This is a genomic window from Streptomyces sp. NPDC101393, from assembly GCF_044767385.1.
In the GTDB taxonomy this organism is placed as follows: Bacteria; Actinomycetota; Actinomycetes; order Streptomycetales; family Streptomycetaceae; genus Streptomyces.
This window is the reverse complement of the sequence record NZ_JBIWNU010000011.1, coordinates 163412-183458: the sequence shown is the minus strand read 5'-3', so window position 1 is coordinate 183458 and position 20047 is coordinate 163412. Positions and strand designations below refer to the sequence as shown.

Annotated in this window: 18 protein-coding genes; 14 read left to right on the top strand and 4 right to left on the bottom strand. The window is 70.0% G+C overall.

All coding sequences use genetic code 11. The features are described 5' to 3' along the window. The first annotated feature begins 71 nt into the window (after positions 1-71). From ACIRQ7_RS31415 to ACIRQ7_RS31405, 3 genes are all read left to right on the top strand, one after another. Positions 72-1271 carry a PucR family transcriptional regulator gene (locus ACIRQ7_RS31415; RefSeq protein WP_404266006.1) on the top strand — a complete coding sequence of 400 codons (1200 nt, stop codon included), beginning with the start codon at positions 72-74 and terminating at the stop codon, positions 1269-1271. 189 nt (positions 1272-1460) lie between these two features. Next, positions 1461-1745: a helix-turn-helix domain-containing protein gene (locus tag ACIRQ7_RS31410; RefSeq protein ID WP_404266005.1), complete on the top strand. Its 285-nt coding sequence runs from the start codon at positions 1461-1463 to the stop codon at positions 1743-1745. Between the two features lie 445 nt (positions 1746-2190). Further along, a complete protein-coding gene (locus tag ACIRQ7_RS31405) occupies positions 2191-3663 on the top strand; it encodes an APC family permease (RefSeq protein ID WP_404266004.1) in 1473 nt (490 codons plus the stop codon). A 245-nt stretch (positions 3664-3908) separates the two neighbouring features. Here ACIRQ7_RS31405 and ACIRQ7_RS31400 read toward each other — a convergent pair whose 3' ends face one another. Then, positions 3909-4532, bottom strand: a complete 624-nt coding sequence (locus ACIRQ7_RS31400) for a TetR/AcrR family transcriptional regulator (RefSeq protein ID WP_404266003.1) — start codon at positions 4530-4532, stop codon at positions 3909-3911. Between the two features lie 378 nt (positions 4533-4910). Here ACIRQ7_RS31400 and ACIRQ7_RS31395 point away from each other — a divergent pair, with 378 nt between their 5' ends. From ACIRQ7_RS31395 to ACIRQ7_RS31385, 3 genes are all read left to right on the top strand, one after another. After that, complete coding sequence (locus tag ACIRQ7_RS31395; protein WP_404266002.1) at positions 4911-6224, top strand: UDP-glucose dehydrogenase family protein; 1314 nt, start codon at positions 4911-4913, stop codon at positions 6222-6224. A 130-nt stretch (positions 6225-6354) separates the two neighbouring features. Then, on the top strand, positions 6355-7572 hold the full coding sequence (locus tag ACIRQ7_RS31390) for a glycosyltransferase (RefSeq protein WP_404266001.1): 1218 nt from the start codon (positions 6355-6357) through the stop codon (positions 7570-7572). A gap of 218 nt (positions 7573-7790) precedes the next feature. Continuing rightward, positions 7791-9428: an MDR family MFS transporter gene (locus ACIRQ7_RS31385; protein ID WP_404266000.1), complete on the top strand. Its 1638-nt coding sequence runs from the start codon at positions 7791-7793 to the stop codon at positions 9426-9428. 238 nt (positions 9429-9666) lie between these two features. Here ACIRQ7_RS31385 and ACIRQ7_RS31380 read toward each other — a convergent pair whose 3' ends face one another. Both ACIRQ7_RS31380 and ACIRQ7_RS31375 read right to left on the bottom strand, forming a co-directional pair. After that, a complete protein-coding gene (locus ACIRQ7_RS31380; RefSeq protein WP_404265999.1) occupies positions 9667-12270 on the bottom strand; it encodes an MFS transporter in 2604 nt (867 codons plus the stop codon). Continuing rightward, on the bottom strand, positions 12267-12815 hold the full coding sequence (locus tag ACIRQ7_RS31375; RefSeq protein ID WP_404265998.1) for a MarR family winged helix-turn-helix transcriptional regulator: 549 nt from the start codon (positions 12813-12815) through the stop codon (positions 12267-12269). The genes ACIRQ7_RS31380 and ACIRQ7_RS31375 overlap by 4 nt, the downstream gene beginning before the upstream one ends. A gap of 371 nt (positions 12816-13186) precedes the next feature. On the opposite strand from ACIRQ7_RS31375, the gene ACIRQ7_RS31370 reads away from it, so the two are divergent. The 6 genes from ACIRQ7_RS31370 to ACIRQ7_RS31345 all read left to right on the top strand — a co-directional run bounded on the left by ACIRQ7_RS31370 (position 13187) and on the right by ACIRQ7_RS31345 (position 17289). Beyond that, positions 13187-13774 (top strand): DUF998 domain-containing protein, encoded by a 588-nt coding sequence (locus ACIRQ7_RS31370; RefSeq protein ID WP_404265997.1) that lies wholly within the window; start codon positions 13187-13189, stop codon positions 13772-13774. A gap of 326 nt (positions 13775-14100) precedes the next feature. After that, positions 14101-14823 carry a DinB family protein gene (locus ACIRQ7_RS31365; protein ID WP_404265996.1) on the top strand — a complete coding sequence of 241 codons (723 nt, stop codon included), beginning with the start codon at positions 14101-14103 and terminating at the stop codon, positions 14821-14823. Positions 14824-14951: 128 nt separating this feature from the next. Beyond that, a complete protein-coding gene (locus ACIRQ7_RS31360) occupies positions 14952-15470 on the top strand; it encodes a hypothetical protein (protein WP_404265995.1) in 519 nt (172 codons plus the stop codon). A gap of 5 nt (positions 15471-15475) precedes the next feature. Continuing rightward, a complete protein-coding gene (locus ACIRQ7_RS31355; protein WP_404265994.1) occupies positions 15476-15760 on the top strand; it encodes a hypothetical protein in 285 nt (94 codons plus the stop codon). Between the two features lie 230 nt (positions 15761-15990). Beyond that, the gene (locus tag ACIRQ7_RS31350) at positions 15991-16752 is read left to right on the top strand and encodes a metallophosphoesterase family protein (RefSeq protein ID WP_404265993.1); all 762 of its coding nucleotides are present in this window, start codon (positions 15991-15993) and stop codon (positions 16750-16752) included. Positions 16753-16869: 117 nt separating this feature from the next. After that, positions 16870-17289, top strand: coding sequence for a hypothetical protein (locus ACIRQ7_RS31345; protein ID WP_404265992.1), 420 nt, complete (start codon positions 16870-16872; stop codon positions 17287-17289). Positions 17290-17311: 22 nt separating this feature from the next. On the opposite strand, the gene ACIRQ7_RS31340 is transcribed toward ACIRQ7_RS31345, so the two are convergent. Beyond that, positions 17312-18985, bottom strand: a complete 1674-nt coding sequence (locus ACIRQ7_RS31340; RefSeq protein WP_404265991.1) for a hypothetical protein — start codon at positions 18983-18985, stop codon at positions 17312-17314. A gap of 259 nt (positions 18986-19244) precedes the next feature. Here ACIRQ7_RS31340 and ACIRQ7_RS31335 point away from each other — a divergent pair, with 259 nt between their 5' ends. Next, positions 19245-19538, top strand: coding sequence for an ArsR/SmtB family transcription factor (locus tag ACIRQ7_RS31335; protein WP_404265990.1), 294 nt, complete (start codon positions 19245-19247; stop codon positions 19536-19538). After that, on the top strand, positions 19535-19921 hold the full coding sequence (locus tag ACIRQ7_RS31330; protein WP_404265989.1) for a VOC family protein: 387 nt from the start codon (positions 19535-19537) through the stop codon (positions 19919-19921). The genes ACIRQ7_RS31335 and ACIRQ7_RS31330 overlap by 4 nt, the downstream gene beginning before the upstream one ends. Positions 19922-20047 lie beyond the last annotated feature (126 nt).

The following is a 20047-nucleotide window of genomic DNA, read 5'->3' as shown; positions in this document are numbered from 1 at the left end:
TGCGGAGGCTGCGCACCATGCTCCGGGCCCGCACCTCGGATGCCTTTGTCGCAGCCGCCTAGAATCCGGCCATGAACCTGTCGGATCCGCCGAAGACCGGCGAGGAGCTGTTCGCGCTCGCGGACGCCATGGCTGCCGTCATCGGCGGCTCCGTCGCCATCGAGGACCTGGAACACCGGGTCGTCGCCTACTCCACCCTCCCCGGCCAGCGGATCGACGAGCTGCGCCGCCGCGGCATCCTGGAGCGCCGGGTCCCCGACCTGCACGAGCAGGAGGCGCAGTACCGGCGGGTGCTGACCGCCCCGGGCGTGGTCCGGCTCCCCGGCCTCGCCGAGGACGAGCTCCCGCGTGCCGCCGCAGCCGTACTCGCCGGAGACATGCCGCTGGGCACCGTCTGGGCGATCGAGAACGAGGCCCCGCTGGACGAAGCCGGAGAGCGGGCGCTGCTGGACGGCGCCCGCACCGCCGCGCTGCACATGCTGCGCCGCCGCAGTGCGGCGGCCCTGGAGCTGCACGCAAGGGAGCAGTCCCTGCGGGCCGCGCTGGACGGCGCGGCCGACGCCGAGGAGACCGCCTACCGCCTCGGCCTGCCCCCGGGGACCGGGCTCACCCTGCTCGGCTACGCCCCCGCCGCCGACCACCCGGACCCGGCACCGCTGCTGGCCCGTGCCGGAGCGGCACTCGGCCGGCACTGGGCCGCCCTACGACCTGCCGCGTCCGTCGCCACCGGCCCACGCGCCACGTACGTGCTGCTCTCGGGGGAGACCCCCGCCGCTCTGCTGCGCCTCGCCGAGCAGAGCCTGGCGGCGGTTTCCCGCCCGCCTGCCGCCGCGTTGTACGCCGCGATCTCCCGACCCGCCGCGGACGCCGCGGAGCTGCCGGGCCTGCGCGCCGAGGTGGACGACGTCCTGCGGGTGATCACCGCCGACCCTGACGCGCCCCCGGTGGCCGCCCTCGCCGATGTGCACGCCCGGGTGCTGCTGGCGCATCTCGCCGACGAGCTCGCCCGCCACCCGCGATTGCGGCACCCGGGCATCGACGCGATGCTCGCCCACGACCGGGACCGCGGCACCCACTACGCCGCCAGCGTCACCGCCTGGCTGGATGCGGTGGGCAACGTCGGCGAGGCGGCCCGGCAGTTGACGGTGCATCAGAACACGCTCAAGTACCGGCTGCGGCGGGCCCGCGAACTCTTCGGCCTGGACCTGAAGCACCCCGACGACCGGCTCTCCTGCTGGATGCAACTGCGCCTGCGGCACACAGCGCCGTAGGCGCGCGAGGAACTCCCGCCCGGCCGGGACCGTGCTCCGCGCCGCCGAGGGCGCGGCGGTGCGCCGCGCGGTGTCCGCGGGAGCGCCGGCCTATCTGATCAAACCGTTCCCGCCGGATCTCCTGGCGGAGAACTGCGGTGCTATGCCCGGTTCGGGCAGCTGACCGATGTGGAGACGGTCGATCAGGGAATGCGGGAGAGTGCGCTCGCCGCGTTGCGGGGCACCGCGGGCACCCGGCCGGGAAACCGTTCGAGCCGCTCTGCTGCCTCGCGCACCGTGACGGGCGGGGCGGTCCTGTCGTCCGTACGGAACTCCGGGACACCGATGTCGGCGGGAGAGGTCGGCGAGCTGATCGGGGTCTCCCGCGCCACCGCGCAACGCTACCTCGCGGGACTGGTCGCCTCGGGTCTGCTCCGGATGAACCTCCGCTACGGAGCCACCGGACGACCCGAGCAGGAGTACTGGGCCGCCTGACCGGCGACCGCACCGGGGGGAACCCACCCGGCCACGACAGGGCCTGACCTCCCGTCATGTTCTTTTCCACGCCCGAAGCGTGCGCCCGAGCCCGCTCTCACTGACCTACTGGTGTGAAGCGGCGGGGCCGCGGAGACGGGCGGCAGCTCCTCCTTGGTCCGCCCGTGTGATGTTCGCTCCCGGGTGGGTAAGGGCCCGGTGCGTACCGCGAGAAGGAGCGGTACGGAGCGCGAGGATGGCGCTCGCTCCGGTGTCCGGCCGGTGCGCGGATCGCTGATGTGGAGGGGACGACAACCGAGATGTATGGAGGCGATGAGCCGGCCGCGCTTCGGGGCCGGGCCGTGAATCCCCGTGAGGTGAACGCCGTGGATGTCCCCGATCGTCCGACGGTGAGGACACCCGGCGGACCGCGGCGGTCCGGCGGCGGACACGGCGCGGACCTCCGATGACGGGCTCAACCGCCCCCGCCGCGGAGGGGGCCGCAGGCGCCGAGCCCGAGCAGGGCTCCGAGTTCCGCAAGGACATGGGGCCGTGGGCCAACTTCGCCCTCGGCTTCACCTACCTCTCCCCGGTGGTCAGCACCTACACCCTCTTCGCCACGGCACTGGCGACCGGCGGCCCGCCGATGATCTGGGCGTTCGTCATGGCAGGAGCCGGTCAGTTCCTGGTCGCGCTCGTCTTCGGCGAGGTGGTCGCGCAGTACCCCATCGCGGGCGGCGTCTATCCGTGGGCACGCCGACTGTGGGGCAAACGCTGGGCGTGGATGACCGGCTGGGTCTACATGTGGGCACTGCTGGTCACCATCACCAGCGTCGCCTACGGTGCCGGTCCCTACATCGCCATCCTGATCGGCTTCGAACCCACCGTGCACACCACGGTGCTGTGCACGGTCGCGCTCATCATCGTCGCGGTCCTGATCAACTACGCGGGCACGAAAGCCCTTTCCTGGGCCGCCATGATCGGTTTCAGTGCGGAGCTCATCGGCGCCCTCATCGTGGGCATCTATTTGCTGGTCACCCACCGCGAACACAACCTGGGCGTCATCTTCGACACCTACGGGACCCAGGGCGACGGTTCCTACGCGCCCGCGTTTCTCGCCGCCGCCATCATCGGCTTCTACCAGTACTACGGATTCGAGGCGTGCGGCGACACAGCCGAAGAGGTCGCGCACCCCGGCCGGGTCATCCCCAAGGCGATGCGCCGCACCATCTACGTCGGAGGCGCGGCAGCCACCTTCACCTGCCTGTCACTGCTCCTGTCCGTGACCGACTACCGGGCGGTGATCGCCGGGGAGGACACCGACCCCGTCGTGAACCTGCTGTACGACGCGATGGGCGAGGTGGGGGCACGGCTCGTCATGGGCGTGGTGCTCATCTCGTTCCTGTCCTGCACCATCAGCCTGCAGGCCGCCGCCGGCCGGCTGATCTACTCCTACGCCCGCGACAAGATGATCGTCGGCCACCAGCTGCTCCGCAGGTTCTCGCATGCCCGCGCGGTCCCCGGCTACGCGCTGCTGACGGCGGCGGTCATCCCCGCACTGATCGCCTTCGGCTCCCTCGTGTCCGCCGACGCCCTGACCAAAATCGTGTCCTTCGCCATCCTCGGCATCTACGGATCGTTCCAGATGGTGGTTCTGGCCGCGCTCCGCGCCCGCCTCAAGGGCTGGAAGCCCGCCGGTGAATTCGTCCTGGGCAGATGGGGATTGCTGGTCAACGCCGGTGCGCTGGCCTACGGCATCTTCGCCATCATCAACATCGCCTGGGCCCGCACGCCGGAAGATCCCTGGTACGACAACTACATCGTGCTGCTGTGCGGCGGGCTGGTGGTCGTGACGGGACTCATCTACATGCTCACCACCCACCACTACGGACGCAGCGACGCACCGTCCGGCGTCGCGATTCCCGAACGCCGGGACTGACCACGGCCGAGCGGTACGCACAGGGGGTCGCCCATGGGGGAGGACCGCTACGGGCACGGGCGTGCGTGCTGCACGGCCGGGGGGACGAACTGACCGACGCGAGGCCACTGATCGAGGGACGGGGAACCGCTGCGCGTCCAGTCCCTCTCGCACCGCAGCAGGGACCCACTTCCACCCGCGTCCCGGCGTCCCCGCCCATCGCCTTTCGGCCAGTCCGCGACGGCCGGCCGGCCGGCTGGACAAGGTCAGCAGGTTCCGGCGGGCGGGATGCCGCAGCAGCACGCCCCACCGCCGGGGGAGGGGGCGACACGGAGCAGGGCGGCGATGCCGGTGTGCAGATGTGCGCGCAGCGTGTCCTCGGAAGCGGTGTCGAGAGCGGGGGTGCGGAACGCCTTGCACAGCAGGCTGGTCCCGAGCAGCCATGCCGCCAGCAACTCCGCCCGCACCTGCGCGTCGGGCCCCTCCAGGCGCGCCGCGAAGCGCTCGGTGAACACTTCGGCGACCTCGTCGCGGAAGCGGTCGACCGCCTCCCCGCGGCTCGACGAGCGCAGCACGGACAGCACCGGGTGCGGCACCTCGTCGTCCTTGGGGCCACGGGTGGCGAAGTCGCAGATCCAGGCGGGAACCTCCTCCAGCGGGATCTCCAACAGGGGGTCGAACAGCGCGATGTTGGTCGACACCAGCTGAAACAAGGCGTCCTTGGATCCGAAGTAGCGGTAGACGAGCGCGGCGTCCACGCCCGCGTCCCGGGCGATGTCCCGGACGCTGGCGCCGTCGTACCCGTACCTGCCGAACCGCACCGCCGCGGCTTCGACCAGGGCGGAGCGGGTGCTCGCCGAGCCGTGCTCGCGGGCTCGTTGGGGATGCATGGCGGTCTCTTCCTGCTCTGCTGACGGCTTCACCTGTCGCACCTCTGCTCGGTTCGTGTCCAACGGCTCATCGTCCTGTGTTCGGACGCTGTCCGGAAGTCATCGATCGTTGTCATCAATCGTTGACCAACCCTCGGGAGGGTGGCTTATGTTCGGTGAGGCGGGCGGCCATTCGAATGATCGCTCCCATGTTCCCTGGTCGGACGATGCTGTCCGGCCGCACCCGTCGATGCCGCGGCGCCCGTGCCGCGACACCGCAGTACCGGGGACCGGCACCTGCCGGTCCCCCCGCACACCCCCGTGGCGCGGGGCCCCGCAGCGGGCCCGCCCCCGGGGGCCGCCCGCCCAGGGCCCCCACGGCAGGATTGGTGATCGCCTGTGCCCGCAAGAAACGTCGCCGTCATCGGAACCGGCTACGTCGGACTGACCACCGGCGCCTGTCTGGCGTCCCTCGGCCACCACGTCGTCTGTGCGGACGCCGACCCGCACAAGGTCGGACGGCTCCGGCAGGCCCAGGTCGACATCCTGGAACCCGGACTGCCCGAACTCGTCGCGGAAGGGCTCGACTCGGGACGGCTGCGCTTCGTCCAGGACAGCGCCGAAGCCGCCGCGGACGCGGACACCGTCTTCCTGTGCCTGCCCACTCCCATGGGCGCCGGAGGCGCGGCGGACCTGGCCGCCGTGGAGTCCGTCGCCGCCGAGATCCACTCCGTACTGCTGCCGGGCTGCGCGGTGGTGAACAAGTCCACCGTGCCCGTCGGCACCGCCGAGCGGGTCGCGGAGCTGCTCGGCCGCCCGGACACCGCCGTCGTCAGCAACCCGGAGTTCCTCCGTGAAGGCCGCGCCGTCCACGACTTCCTGCACCCCGACCGCATCGTGATCGGCGCCGACGACCCGGACGCCGCGGAGCGGGTCGCCGGACTCTACGCCGCGCTCGACGCGCCGGTGGTGCGCACCGACACCGCCAGCGCCGAACTCACCAAGTACGCGGCGAACTTCTTCCTCGCGATGAAGCTGTCCTTCGCCAACAACCTGGCCACCGTGTGCGAACGCCTCGACGCCGACATCGAAGCCGTCACCGTCGGCATCGGCCACGACCCCCGTATCGGCGGCGCGTTCCTCCAGGCAGGACCCGGCTGGGGCGGCTCCTGCCTGCCCAAGGACACCCACGCGCTGCTGACCGTCTGCGAGCAGGCGGGCGTGGAGTTCCCGCTGCTGCGCGCCACCATCGAGACCAATGTCGAGCACCAGCGGCAGCTCGTCGAGCGCGTCGCGGCGGGCTGCGCCGGCCCGGACGGATCACTGCGCGGAGTGCGCCTCGCCCTGCTCGGCCTCGCCTTCAAGGCGGGCACCTCCGACCTGCGGGACTCCCCGGCCCTCGCCCTGGCCCGCCAACTGCGCGAACGGGGAGCCGAGTTGTACGCCTACGACCCGGCCCTCTGTGAAACCCGGCCCGACCTCAGCGACCTGCTCACGCTCGTCGACGATCCGGCGGAGGCCGCCACGGGTGCGGCCGGGTGCGTCGTCCTCACCGAGTGGCCCCAGTTCCACGACCTGGACTGGAACGCCATCGCGCGGCAACTGCACAGCCCCGTCGTCTACGACTTCCGCAACTTCCTCGACCCCGGCCGGCTCGCTGCCGCCGGACTGGCCTGGCAGGGCATAGGCCGCACCCTCAGCATGACCGGCTGACCGGCTGACCGGGGCTGACCGGCTCACCCGCCGCTACGCCCCCGCCTCCCCTCGGAGTCGCCTCACGCCGTACGTGACGCGACCCGCCGTACCACCTCCACCCTCGATGACCGAACAGGAAGGTCCCCTCATGCGGGTTCTGTGCACCACCATCGGCAGCCCCTCGCACGGGCGCGCCCAACTGCCCGTACTCCGGGCGCTCGCCGCCGCCGGGCACGACGTCCTTGTCGTCACCACCCCGAGCCTCGCCGCGGTGTTCCAGCACGACGACGTCCGCGTCCTGCCGTCCTTGCCGGACTTCACTCCCAGCACCTTCGGGACCGGCATGGCCGAACTCATGGAGCGCACCGACCTCGACGACGGGCAGCGTCACGAGCTGATGCAGCGCCTCATGGCGGAGATCCTCTCCGGCCCGCTGGCCAGGAAGCTGCTGGACGTGCTCTTCCCCGTGGCGGAGGACTTCCGCCCCGACCTCGCGCTCCGCGACGGTATGGACCTCGGCACCGTCCTGATGGCCGAGAAGCTCGGCATACCCCAGCTGCCGACGCCGTCCGGCGCCAGCAACACCCTCGACCCCGCGTACACCGTGGAAGGACTCAACACCCTGCGCGGGGAACTCTCGCTGCCCGTCATCGACGATCCCCTGGCGATCGCCGCGCACGGACGCATCGACTACGTACCCCCGGCCTTCTCCTACGCCCACCACCTGCCCGGCGCCCTGGCGTACCGGCAGACGGTCAACGTGGAACGCACCTCCGTACTCCCGCGGTGGGTGGCCGAGTTGCCCACCGACCGGCCCCTGGTGTTCGCGGCGATGGGGACCGCGCTTCCCGAGATGCACAAGCGGATGGCGGGCGGCGGCCCGTCCGCCAAGTTGCCCGTGCACGCCCCCGACCCCACCGAGACGCTGAAGACGATCACCGAGGCCGCGGCAGAGCTCGATGACTGCACCGTCGTCGTCGCGACCGCCGGCATGCCGGTCGACGGCACCGGACTGCCGCCGCACGTCCACCTCACCGAGCGGCTCCCGCAGCCCATCCTGCTGGAGGCCGTCGACGTCTTCCTCACCCACGGCGGCTTCAACAGCGTGCGCGAGTCGCTGCGTACCGCCACGCCCACGGCCGTGCTGCCGCAGTTCGGCGACCAGTTCCTGAACGCGCGTCGGACCCAGGAGCTGGGCCTCGGCCGGCAGATCACCGACCGTTCCCCCGAGGGCATCGCCGCCGTGTGCCGTGACGTGCTCGCCGACACCGCCATCCATGCGCGGACGCGCCGGGCCCGGCTGGCGATGCTGGCCCTTCCCGAGGTCGAGAGCGCCGTCACCGATCTGGAGAAACTGGCGGGCTGAACCCGCTCCCCGGACCGCTCGGGGGCCGGACCGTAACCGCGGCTCCGGCCTCCGGGGCCGGGGGCTCTCGTCCGCCCTCCCGGCCCGACGTCGCGCGTTGTGCCGCTCAACACCCGTATCCAGTAAGGGTGTTGAGCGGCGCGCCTGCATCCCCCGTCTCTCGGAGCCGGGACCGGACGGACGGCCAAGCGCTCACCCCAGCAACCCAAGGAACCGACGTGACGTCATCGGACGCGCTCGCACGCGAGCCAGCGGCCACCCCACCCGCCGACACCGGCCGCACCGCCCGGCTCACCCACCGGCAGATCACCGTGGTGCTGTCCGGTCTGATGCTCGGCATGTTCCTCGGCGCGCTCGACCAGACCGTGGTCTCCTCGGCGCTCCGCACCATCGCCGACGACCTGCACGGCCTGACCGCGCAGGCGTGGGTGACCACCGCGTACCTGGTCACCGGCACCATCGCCACACCGCTGTACGGCAAGCTGTCCGACATTTACGGGCGCCGCATCATCTACCTCGTCGCGATCCTCTTCTTCGCCGCCGGGTCGTTGCTGTGCGGCTTCGCCGGATCCATCCACCAGCTGGCCGCCTTCCGGGCGGTGCAGGGGCTGGGCGGAGGCGGTCTGATGTCGCTGGCCATGACGATCATCGCCGACATCACCTCCCCTCGCGAACGCGGCCGCTACCAGGGCTGGTTCATGGCCGTGTTCGCCGGATCCAGCATCGTGGGGCCGGTGGTCGGCGGGGTGTTCGCGGGCCACGCCACCCTGCTGGGCACCGACGGCTGGCGATGGATCTTCCTGATCAACCTGCCGATGGCGGCCATTGCCCTCACCGTCATCATGCGGGTGCTGCGCCGCGTACCGCACCAGCCCGTGCGGCACCGACTCGACTACGGCGGCGCCGCCGCGCTCGCCCTCGGCGTCGTCCCCCTGCTGACCGTCGCCGAACAGGGCCGCAGCTGGGGCTGGGGCTCGGCGCCCGCGCTGACGACGTACGCCGTCGGAGCCGTCGGGCTCGTCGTGTTCTTCCTGGTCGAACGCCGGATGGGGGAGGCCGCGCTGCTGCCGCTCCGGTTGTTCCGCACCCGATCCTTCCGGCTCGGCACCGTGCTCCACTTCCTCGTCGGTATCGGCATGTTCGGCGCCATGACGACGCTGCCGCTCTACCTCCAGCTGGTGCAGGGGATGAGCCCCATGACCGCCGGGTTCGCCATGCTGCCCACCATGGCGGCGAACGTCGCGGTCACCCTGGTCGTCGGCCGCCTCATATCCCGCACCGGCAACTTCAAGGTCCATCTGGTGACCGGCGTCGTCTGCATCACGGCCGCCATGCTGGCGTACGCCACCCTGCGCGCCGACAGCCCCATGTGGCACGTCTCCATCGGCATGCTCTTTATGGGCGCGGGGCTCGGCGCGTCGATGCAGACCATGACCACGCTGGCCCAGTCGGAGGTCCCCGGTCGCGACATGGGCGCCGCCACCGCCGCGGTGAACTTCTTCCGTTCCAACGGCGGAACCGTCGGCGCCGCCGCCTTCCTCTCCGTCCTCTTCTCCCTCGCCGGCTCACGCATCAGCGAACGACTGGCCACCGTGCTCCAGCAGCCGCAGCTGCGCGACCTCGCCCAACAGGGCCGCAACGCGGACGCGTTGAAGGGGGTGCTGGCCCCGGACGGCACCGTGAACGTGGAGGACTCCGCCTTCCTGCACACCCTCGACGCCCGGCTCGCGCGGCCCTTCCTGGAGGGCTACGTCAGCGCGATGCAGGTCGTCTTTCTCGCCGGCGCGGTCGTCACCATGATCGCCGTCGCGATCGCCGCCTGGCGCGTACCGAACCTCAAGCTCTCGGACGACTGAGCCGCGACGACCGCCGCCGTATCGGTCCCGGTGCGGCGGCGGTCCCGGTGGACGAGGTGACCATGGCGGCCGGGCGGTGTGCGCGGGCGAAGTCAACATGGCCAGCGTGTTCACGCGGGAGGTGTGCTGTGCGCACGGCGATGTCCGGACGCCGGGATCCTCCCCGCACCGGCCGCCGACAGCGGAGCGCCCGGCCGGGAATCCCCGGCCGGGCGCTCCGCTGCTCACACAGGAACCGTCAGTTCACCGGATCGTGCCCGAGCTCGATGTCGAACCCGTTGTGCCCCGCGCCGTCCAGACGCAGCGGTCGGGCGGCCGGCGGATAGCCGCTGGCGATCACCGTGAACTCACCGCCGTCGAGGTCGGTGAAGACGTACTCGCCGTCACGGCCGGTGGTGGCCGAGCCGACGACATTGCCGGCCGGGTCGAGCAGGGTCACCCGGGCGTCCTCGACCGGACCGCCGCTCGCCGCACGGACCACACCGCGCACCCGCGCGCCGTGCCGCAGCCGGACCTCGTACCAGTTACGGCTGCCGGAGACGACCTCCACCTGGAGGGCGGAGGGGCGGTGGCTCTCGGCGCTGACGGCCAGCGTGTAGCTGCCCGGGGCCAGTTCGCCGAAGCTGAATCCGCCGTCCTGGCCGGCCAGTCCCGAGGCCACGACCTCGCCCCGCACATCGGTGGCCACGACCAGCGCGCCGGGCACCGGATCATCGCCCTTGGCCTCGCGCACCTCGCCGGACAGCCCCGCCGACCCGCTCAGCGTCAGCTCGAAACGCACCGGCTCGTCCGCCACGACGACGGTCGCCGCCTGCGGCTGCCGGGAACCCGCGGAGCCGATCAGCACATAGGTGCCGGCGCCCGGAACGGGTAGCTCGTAGCCGCCGTCGGCGGTGGTCGAGGCCCGGCCGAGCTGCCGGCCGCCGACATCGATCAGGGTGACCACGGCCTGCGCCACCGGACTGCCGTTGCCGTCCCGTACGGATCCGTGCACCGCCGGGCCGCCCGGGACCCCACCGGCGGGGACCACCGGGACCGCGTCCAGGGGAGCCTGCGCAGCGGTGTCACCGGCCGCGGCGTCGGCGGCCGGTACGTCGGCGCGCTCCGCACCCGACGCGCTGCCGTCCGCCCCCGCCTTCGCTTCCGCGTCCGCCTTCGCTTCCGCGTCCGCCTGCTCACGCGCCTGCAGACCGGAGATCTGCCGCAGCGGCACCTCCTTGACGAACAGCACCAGCAGGAAGGCCAGCGCGACGACGAGCGCACCCATCAGGAAGACGGTGTGCATCGAATCGGCGAAGCCGCGCTTGAAGGGCTCGGCCAGCCGCGGGTCGAGCTGCTGGATGAAGGACGAGTCGCTGAGCACCCCGGAGGAGCTGCCGCCGCCGGACCCCTTGAGCATGCTCAGCACCGGCTTGCTCGCCGGGTCGTGCAGCACCGAAGGATCGTGCAGGGCCGCTTGGAAACGTTCGGTCTTCGCGGCGTCCTTGAACGCCGAGCCGATCTTGTCTCCGACCGTGCTGAAGAGCACCGACAGGAAGATCGCGGTACCGGCGGTGGCACCCATCTGCCGGAAGAAGGTGGAGGAGGCGGTCGCCACACCCATGTCCCGCGGCGGCACCGCGTTCTGCACCGCCAGCACCAGAGTCTGCATACAACCGCCCAGGCCGAGGCCGAAGACGAGCATGTAGATCATGGTTTCCCACAGCGGGGTGTCCCACTGGACACGGAAGTGGAACAGCAGCATCGCGCCGACCATCAGCGCGGTGCCGATGATCGGGAAGATCTTGTAGCGGCCGGTCTTGGCGGTGATCTGCCCCGAGGCGATGGAGGAGATCATCATGCCCGCCATCAACGGCAGCATTTCCAGACCCGACTTGGTGGGGCTGGCGCCCTTCACGATCTGGAGGTACTGCGGGATCATCAGCATCCCGCCGAACATGCCCATACCGATCAGCACGGACAGCAGGCTCGTCATGCTGAAGGTGCCGTTGCGGAACAGCCGCATCGGGATGAGCGCGTCATCGCCGATCCACCGCTCGACGAAGATCCAGGCGATGACGCCGACCGCGCCGACGGCATAACAGACGATGGACTCGGTCGAGCCCCAGCCCCATTCGCGCCCCTGCTCCGCGACGAGCAGCAGCGGCACGACACCGACGGCGATGGTGAGCGCGCCCCACCAGTCGATGCGGTGATCGCGCCGGGTGTGCGGAATGTTGAGCACCTTGGCGACGACGAAGAGCGCGATGATGCCGATCGGCACGTTGACGAGGAAGACCCAGCGCCAGCCGGTGATGCCCAGGATCTGGTCCTGGCCGGCCAGGGCACCGCCGATCAGCGGTCCGGCCACGCTGGAGGTGGCGAACGTACCGAGCATGTAGCCCTGATAGCGGGCACGTTCGCGCGGCGGGACGATGTCACCGATGATCGCCAGCGCCAGCGACATCAGACCACCGGCACCCAGCCCCTGCACCGCGCGGAACGAGGCCAGCTCGGTCATCGAGGTGGAGAAGGTGCACAGCACGGACCCCGCCACGAAGATGGTGATCGCGGCGAGATAGTACGGCTTGCGGCCGTGCAGGTCGGACAGCTTGCCGTACAGCGGCGTGGCGATCGTCGAGGTGATCAGGTAGGCCGTGGTGGCCCACGCCTGCTCGCTCAGGCCGTGCAGATCGTCGGCGATGGTGCGGATCGAGGTGCTGACGATGGTCTGGTCGAGGGCCGCAAGAAACATCCCCAGCATCAGGCCGCTGAGGATGGTGAGGATCTGGCGGTGTGTCAGCCCGCCCGACCCGGCTATCTCCTTGGATTCCGCCGCGGGCGGCGACGTGGATGCGCTCATACGTGTGTGTCTCCCTGCTCCCCGGCGGCGCCCTGGTCGCCCCCGGGGATCTGCCGTGCGTGTTGTTCTGCCAAGTCCTCGTTGAGCCGGCCCAGCAGCCGGATCAGATCGGCCCGGTCCTGCGGCGGCCACAGCTCCAGAAGGGCGGCCAGTTCGGCGTCGCGCTGACGCCGGTAGCTCGCGAAGGCGGCGCGTCCCGCGGCGGTGGCGGTCAGCAGCGTCCCGCGACGGTCCTCCGGATCCGGCCGCCGGGCCACCAGACCCCGCTCCACGAGCGAGCGCACCTGCCGGCTGACCGTCGAGAGATCCAGGAACGCGTCGGCGGCCAGATCGGTCGCCCGTCGGTCACCGCCCACCACGAGCCTGGCCAGCAACACCCGGTCGGCCGCCCCGGTGTCCCTCTTGGTGCGCTGCTTCCACGCCGCTATCAGCCGCGCGAAGCGCACGATCTCCGTACCCAGCCCCGCGGCCGCCTCGTCCAGCCCCGACGCGGCCGTGATCTGCGGCCCCGTCCGCTCACAGGGACGGGCTGTGCCGTCGCCCATCGACGTGTTCCCCCATACTTCCGTCCGGTCACCCGATAAACATATTGCTTGTACCTAGCAAGTCTAGCGACCGGGAACCGGCCACGAACCGGCGCCCCACGAGCGGGGCCGCGATACACCCCTGATGTCCGGGGTGCCCGAGATCTCCGTCGTCTGCGGCCCGCTGCCTGCTGTCCGCCGACGAGTTGGGGTACGGGAGCCTCCGCGTCCCGGCAGTCCACGCAGCCTGACCGTCGCCGATCTCACGGACGACGGGCACGCCGCCGCGCCCTGCACGCGGCGGGCCGCGGCTCGCCGCCGACAGCTGACCTTGTGGCCGCTCACTGCGTGTGCAGGGGAGGACGCAGGAGCAGGTGGTTTATGGTGTCTTGATGTGGATTGTTCCCTGGTGGGCCTTGTTGTCGTCGGGGTGCGCTCCGGTCGTCCTGGTCGGTGCCTGGATGATCGCGGAGCAGCTCCACGGGCCCGGCTACGAGCCCGTCACGCAAACCATCAGCCTGCTGGGGGCCGACGGCGCCGGCGGACAGTGGGTCCTGAACGGCGCGCTGATCGCCCTCGGTGTCTGTCATCTGGTCACCGCTTGGGGGCTGCGGGCAGCTTCACTCGCCGGGCGTCTGGCGTTGGGGGCCGGTGGCCTGGCGGCCATCGTGGTGGCCCTGTCGCCGGAACCCACCAGCGGTGGCTCCCTCCGGCACGGTTTCGTGGTGGGGGTCGGCTTCACGCTCCTGGCGGTATGGCCGGTCCTGGCCGCAACCCGCGCCAAAGGCCCGCCGTGGGCACTGCGGCCCGCGGCGTCGATCACGGCGACTGCGCTGATGGGGCTGGGTGCGGCGAGTTTCTTGATCGAGCTGCAGGGGCACGGAGCCGCCGGTGTCGCTGAACGCGTCCTGACGACCGCTCAGTCCCTGTGGCCGTTCGTGGTCGTCGCGTCCTGCCTGCGTCACGCCCGCTCGTCGTGAACATCCAGCTGCGGAATCACGGTCCGATGCGAGGCGGGTGCACTCACTCACTCACTCACTCACGCGGAGATGACTGGCGGACTGACTACCCGTCACGCCTCTCGTGTCGTTGATGCTCGCCGGACGCTCGGTGAGTGAGGGAGCGCGTGGCGAATGAGCTGTGCCTGAGGGGGGAGTGCCTGGCCGCCGAATGAGGAGCCGCGTGTCGAGGTTCAGCTTCACGGGTGCTTCATGGGCGAGGAATTCGGTCGCGCCCCGGGGGACGAGCCGTTAGCCTCCGCCTCGTCGCAGTGAGAGACGAGACGCGACCGCGAGGGGAGCCAGTCATGGAGACCGAGGGTGCGCGGACCGGCCGTTTGGGCCTCCTGCTCGACCAGTTCGACCACGCCAGGGAGATGGCGCAGGTGCGGCTGACGGGGCTCAGTGACGAGGAGTACCTGTGGGAGCCGGTGCCCGGTTGCTGGTCGATCCGGCGCCGGGGCGAGGCGACGACGCCCAGGGCGTTCGGGCCGGGCGAGTGGGTGCTCGACTTGGGCGCCCCGGACATCCCGGCTAGCGAGTACGCCGAGGTGGCCCGGCAGTCCGCCGGCGGCATGACCGCCGCCAAGATCGCCGATGACTGGAGCGTGAGCGTCGAACGGGTCGAGCAGATCCTCGCCCACACCGGTGAGCCGGAACCCGACGAAGCGCCGGTCACGACCATCGCGTGGCGGCTGGGGCACCTGCACTTCGGTTTCGCGGGCGGATGGGAGTGGACCTTCGGTGAACGGCGGCAGGAGCCGAAGCTCCTTGTCGACTTCACCCCCTCCGCCGCCTTGGCGCTCGACCGGTTCTGGGCGCTGATCGACCGCTGGCGGGACAGCGTCGCCGCTGTCACCGACGAGCAGCTCGACACGGTCGGCTTCTCGCAGTACCCGTACGGCTCCCACCCCGACGACCCTTTCATCGACGTGCTGTCGGGAGCCAACCTCGAATTCATCCACCACATGGCCGAGATCGCGTTGCTCCGCGACCTGAGACGGGCCCGCTTCACCGCTCAGCGTGGGTAAGCCTTGGCGCGCCCTGAGGTGGGTCCCATGGCGTCTCCCAACGGACGGCGCGTCAACTCTCTTTTTCATGGCCCACTTTGAGGACGTCCTTGACTTGCCCGCAGCTCCATGCCGAGGATGATCAATGAATGACCTTCGCCATGACCGGGCGACAGGTTGACATGCGATTCTCGGGGAAAATCATGCTCTCTTTCCGGACCTCACGCGCAGCTCTGGCAACGGCAGCCGCCGCGGTATGTCTCTTCGGAGCCACCGCGGCACCTGCCCAGGCGGCGGCCAACCCCCATCCGATCGACTGGAAGATTGACTCCACACACTTCGGGCCCGACGGGGAAGACCTTCCCCTCCGCATTGGACAGAAGGACGCGGGCCCCAAGGACGGATTCGGAAAGCGGCACATCCTGGAGGGCCACGGCGACCAGATTTCGAGCTGGTCGAACATGAAGGCAGACATCGACAAGACGCTGGACCAGGGCAAGTGCACGGAGAAGAGCGGGAAGACCACCTGCGTTCTCCAGAGCCACACCTTCCGCAACGTCCACGCCAACGGCATGAAGACCGCCTTCACCGAGCGCGTGGATTCGCGGTCGAAGGACCACCGTCCCGTCGGCATCATCACCGCCTTCTACTACAACTGCGGCTGCTGAGACGCATGACGAAGATTGAGCAGCATCGCGAGTATCTCGACGAGGTGTACTCGGATGTATCCAACGGGCTGCCCGAAGAGCTCGCCGAATACGGAGCCACACTGCGCCAGTTCACCTTCTCCGAAAGCGAAGAGGGGATCTGGGCGGAAGCCGTCATTGATCTGCCGGGAAAGCAGGACCCCTGGGTCAGGCGACGCCTGATCATTCCTGCCGAAGGGCCGGACAAGGACGCGTGGTTCACCGCGATGCTCTTCTCGTCCGGAACCACCGAAGATCTCGATACACGCTGAAGCGAAATCGGCTGAAGCGAAACCGTTGAGACGAACCCGCTGAAGCGAAACATCACGCAGAACCCAGTGGCGCCAGACCGCAGTTGGATGGATGCATCGGTCTGGCGCCACCCCCGCGTCCGACAACAGCAAATCGGTGATCCCGCCGGCCCAGTTGAGTTGGCCCACACGGGCTACGCGGGAAGCGAACGACTACTCCTCCGCGCGGGCGTCATCCCACAGTGGTGACCATGCTGAAGCGCGTAGCTGTCCTGTCCGACATTCACGGGGTCCTGCCCGCTCTGGAGGCAGTGCTCGACGAACCGGAGGTGCGTGCCGCGGACCGCGTGGTGCTCACCGGCGACATCAGCGCCGGCCCGCAACCAGCCGAGGTACTGGACCTGTTGACCGCGCTCGGAGACCGTGTCGCCTGGGTCAGCGGGAACGCCGACCGTGAGCTTCTCGAATACCGTCGCGGCCTTCGCGACACCATCCCGGATCCGATCGCTCCTTGGGCCGCCGAGCAACTGCGCACCGATCACCTCGAACTCCTCGCCGGCTTGCCGCAATCGCTCTCCCTGGACCTGGAAGGCATGGGGAGGGTCCTGTTCTGCCACGCCACTCCCCGGGACGATGAGGAAGTCGTCTTGGTGGACTCCCGCCTGGAGCGCTGGCACGACGTCTTCAGTGGGCTGGATGCCGACGTCCGCACGGTGGTCCTCGGCCACACCCACATGCCGTTCGTCCGCCTCGTCCACGGTCGACTCGTCATCAACCCCGGCAGCGTCGGCATGCCCTACGGGCGGACCGGAGCGCACTGGGCGCTCCTGGGCCCCGGCCTCGCACTGCGGACCACGCACTTCGATATCGAGGCCGCGATCACCGACGTCACCCGGAACTCCTCCTACCCCGAAATCACCCAGTGGGCCGACTACTTCCTCCGAGCACACGCAACCGATGCCGACGTTCTCGCAGCCTTCGGCCCACGGGACGGACGCGGCGACCCGGCGTGATGTCGCGGGGTGGCGACGTCAGGCCTGGTAACCAGTTCCTGCCGACTGAGGTCCGATGGGCCTGGTGCTCTCCAGGAGCTCGGTTCGGGGGCGGCCGGGCCGGGGCAGGCTGTGGGCATGGCAGACATGATGTTCACCACAGACGGTAAGTGGGTCGAGCTCGATGTCGACCCGGTGTCCCCGGCCGGCGTGGCGGGCGCCGGCTTCGACGAGGAGCTCGGCAGGGCTGGGTACGGGGAGTGGGCCGGCTTCCCCGCGCAGGAAGCTACGCCCATCAGGCTTGAGATCACGCGGCATGAGCAGCCTTCGCAGACGAAGCCGATGTTCCGCATCTGTGTGTGCACGGCCCCGCGTCACGAAGTGGTGTACGCGGAGAGCGTGCCCGCTCTGATGCAGCTGCTGTCCTTGTGGGTTCCGGCCGTGCAGGGCGCTGCGGTGGGGCAGCTGTTGGGGGACCTGGACGAGGCGGCTCGCAAGGGCAAGACGGATTTCCCCCAGCTGTTGGCGGCCACGCTGAAGGCGGCGCAGGTGCGCTAGGGCTGTCGTTGCCCGGGGTCTGTCAGTCGGTGCAGCAGCCGCTCTTCGCGCTCGTGGTGTCGAGGCGGCAGAAGCACGATGCTTCGACGGGGACGTCCGCGAGTGCGGTGGCCACGGTGAGTTGTTGGGCGACGATGCGGGCTTCGCCCGTCCTGCCGAGTCGTACGAGGCATTCGTGGAAGCCGTGGAGGGACCAGACGTTTCCCGGATGCTGCGAGGACCTGGGCAGGGTGTTGTCGAGTCCGAGGTCGGCCCGGTAGACGGCCTCGGCCTCTTCGACCCGGCCCTGTTCCAGCAGGAGCGCCCCGTAGGCATGGCGGGTCGGCTGCATCCAGCCCCACGGTTCGTCGTAGGGCAGGTTGTCGTCCAGCTCGATGGAGCGCTCCAGCGAGGCGAACGCCACGTCGTATGCGCCCGTGCGGTATTCGAGCTCGCCGTCGAGCATGGCGGAGGCGATCGCCAGGATGTCCCGGCACGTGTTGTTGAACAGCATCCGCGTCCCGGGAACCCGTTCGGCGGCGTCGCGGAACAGTTCGCGTTCGGCCTCGGCATCGGTGATCGCCCCCGTGGCGGAGTACGCCACTGCGCGCGCGTAGTGCAGCATCGCCGTGGTGACGCAGTACAGCTGCGGGTCGGAGGGCATCGGCAGCGCGAGGATGTCCGTCCACCGGCCGAAGCGGATCAGCACGTGCACCCGCATGGCGAGGAAACCCTCCAGCCAGTCGGCCATGGGCGGGCTCTCCACGCGGAGCAGCCCCTCGGGGATGGACGCCTCAAGTTGCGCCGCCGTTTCCAGTGCCGTCCTGGACTGGCCGAGGAACATCGCGCCGTAGATCTTGAAGTGGTAGTTGTGCGAGCGGTACAGCGTGTAGAAGTTCATCGCGCCGGCTCGCCGCAGGTACTTCTCGTCGGCCCTGATCGCGTCGCTGTTGCCCGACACGACCCGCCGGTAGTCCCCGCACAGCACATCGAGATGTGAGGGCATGTGCTGCAGATGGCCCCCGTCGGGGACCAGTCCGCGCAGCCGGTCGGCGATCGAAAGGGCCTTCTCCGGCGTCGGTGACATCTCCATCAGGTGGATGTACAGGTGCAGCGCGCCCGGGTGCTCGGTGCCGGCGTCGGTCAGCAACGCGCGGTCGAGGACGGACTTCGCCTCCAGCGTGCGCGCGCCGACGGCGGGCTCGCCCGTGCGCACGTCCCAGAGCTGCCACGGCGTGAGGTTCATCAACGCGTCCGCGTAGAGGGTGGCGACGTCCAGGTCGTCGGGTGCGAGTGCGTATACGGCGCGCATGGCCTCGGCATACGGCGCGTTCCAGACGGCACGGTCCTCCGCGGCGTGCGAGGCGGGGTAGCGCTCGCGCAGCGCCTCGATGAGCGCGCGTTCGGTCGGCGTGGCCCCGTCGCGCAGTGCGTGGGCGCGTTCGACGGCGGTGTGCGTCCGTTCCACCGTGCGCCGCAGATCGGCGTCGTCGAAGGACTCCCAGGGCTTGTTGTAGTTGGGGCCCAGGGCGTACGCGACGCCCCAGTACGCCATGGCGCAGCCGGGATCCGCTGCCGCCGCCGCCTCGAAGCAGGTGACGGCCTCTTCGTGGTGGAACGCGTAGCTCCAGGCGAGGCCGCGGTCGAACCAGAGCTGTGCTTCCGGCGAATGCGTCGACACCGGCCGGGTGAAGGTCCCGAGGTCGAAGTAGTCCATGAGGATCTCCTGCAGAGGGATGTGACTCACGACGGTCGGCGCCCGGTGCGCGGGTGCCGTTCGGCGAAACTTTGCGGTGGGCCTCGGCGGTTGACCAACAGAGCGGCCCACAGCGGGCTTCTTTCCGCTCACGGCCGGAGCAGACAGGTACCTCCAGCCCATTTCCGTGGCCCTTTGGGGACCGGGGCGGCCTCTCTTCGATCAGGGGACGGCAGCACCTGAATTGATAGGCAAGAGTTTGCTTGCCTATGGTGTGGTCATGGCAGAGGATGTCTTCAAGGCACTGGCCGACCCCACGCGCCGGCGCATCCTTGATGAGCTGGTGGAACGGGACGGCCAGACCCTATTCGAGATATGCGCGCGGCTGGTGACCAAACACGGCCTGGGGCTGTCCCGCCAGGCGGTCAGCCAACACCTGGCCGTACTGGAATCCGCCGGCCTGGTCCTGACGCGGCGCCAGGGCCGCTACAAGTTCCACGATCTGAACGCCGAACCCCTTGAGCGCATCGTGACCCGATGGCTCAGGCCCGATGCACCGGAGGACACCCCATGAAGATCCACCTCTCCAGCGTCTCCGTCGATGACCAGGAAAAGGCCCTGCGCTTCTACACGGACGTATTGGGCTTCGTGAAGAAGACCGATGTCCCGTTGGGTGTGGACCGATGGCTGACCGTGGTCTCGCCCGAGGACCCCGACGGGACCGAACTGCTCCTGGAGCCCGACGGTCATCCGGCGGTGAAGCCGTTCAAGGCGGCGCTGGTCAAGGACGGCATCCCGGCCACGGCCTTCGCCGTGGACGACGTACCCGCGGAGTTCAACCGGCTGCGTGAGCTCGGTGTGCGCTTCACCCAGGAGCCGCTGGAGATGGGCCCGGTCACCACTGCGGTTCTGGACGACACCTGCGGAAACCTGATCCAGATCGTGCACGGCGGGTAGATGCTCCCGCGGCCGGGGGAGAGGGGCTGCCCCGCACGGCGCGTTCTCCGGGTGCGCCGGTGGTGCCGGAGGGGCCGGGTGCGCCGGAGGTGCCGGAGGTGCCGGGCATGGTGGGAGATCACGGCC

Bases quoted from the DNA above. Each gene is read 5' to 3' on its own strand.
- ACIRQ7_RS31365 (WP_404265996.1), top strand. From the start codon at position 14,101: ATGGAGACCGAGGGTGCGCGGACCGGCCGTTTGGGCCTCCTGCTCGAC.
- ACIRQ7_RS31335 (WP_404265990.1), top strand. From the start codon at position 19,245: ATGGCAGAGGATGTCTTCAAGGCACTGGCCGACCCCACGCGCCGGCGC.
- ACIRQ7_RS31410 (WP_404266005.1), top strand. From the start codon at position 1,461: ATGCGGGAGAGTGCGCTCGCCGCGTTGCGGGGCACCGCGGGCACCCGG.
- ACIRQ7_RS31345 (WP_404265992.1), top strand. From the start codon at position 16,870: ATGGCAGACATGATGTTCACCACAGACGGTAAGTGGGTCGAGCTCGAT.
- ACIRQ7_RS31375 (WP_404265998.1), bottom strand. From the start codon at position 12,815: ATGGGCGACGGCACAGCCCGTCCCTGTGAGCGGACGGGGCCGCAGATC.
- ACIRQ7_RS31405 (WP_404266004.1), top strand. From the start codon at position 2,191: ATGACGGGCTCAACCGCCCCCGCCGCGGAGGGGGCCGCAGGCGCCGAG.
- ACIRQ7_RS31340 (WP_404265991.1), bottom strand. From the start codon at position 18,985: ATGGACTACTTCGACCTCGGGACCTTCACCCGGCCGGTGTCGACGCAT.
- ACIRQ7_RS31330 (WP_404265989.1), top strand. From the start codon at position 19,535: ATGAAGATCCACCTCTCCAGCGTCTCCGTCGATGACCAGGAAAAGGCC.
- ACIRQ7_RS31360 (WP_404265995.1), top strand. From the start codon at position 14,952: ATGACCTTCGCCATGACCGGGCGACAGGTTGACATGCGATTCTCGGGG.
- ACIRQ7_RS31415 (WP_404266006.1), top strand. From the start codon at position 72: ATGAACCTGTCGGATCCGCCGAAGACCGGCGAGGAGCTGTTCGCGCTC.
- ACIRQ7_RS31400 (WP_404266003.1), bottom strand. From the start codon at position 4,532: ATGCATCCCCAACGAGCCCGCGAGCACGGCTCGGCGAGCACCCGCTCC.
- ACIRQ7_RS31350 (WP_404265993.1), top strand. From the start codon at position 15,991: ATGCTGAAGCGCGTAGCTGTCCTGTCCGACATTCACGGGGTCCTGCCC.
- ACIRQ7_RS31355 (WP_404265994.1), top strand. From the start codon at position 15,476: ATGACGAAGATTGAGCAGCATCGCGAGTATCTCGACGAGGTGTACTCG.
- ACIRQ7_RS31370 (WP_404265997.1), top strand. From the start codon at position 13,187: ATGTGGATTGTTCCCTGGTGGGCCTTGTTGTCGTCGGGGTGCGCTCCG.
- ACIRQ7_RS31390 (WP_404266001.1), top strand. From the start codon at position 6,355: ATGCGGGTTCTGTGCACCACCATCGGCAGCCCCTCGCACGGGCGCGCC.
- ACIRQ7_RS31380 (WP_404265999.1), bottom strand. From the start codon at position 12,270: ATGAGCGCATCCACGTCGCCGCCCGCGGCGGAATCCAAGGAGATAGCC.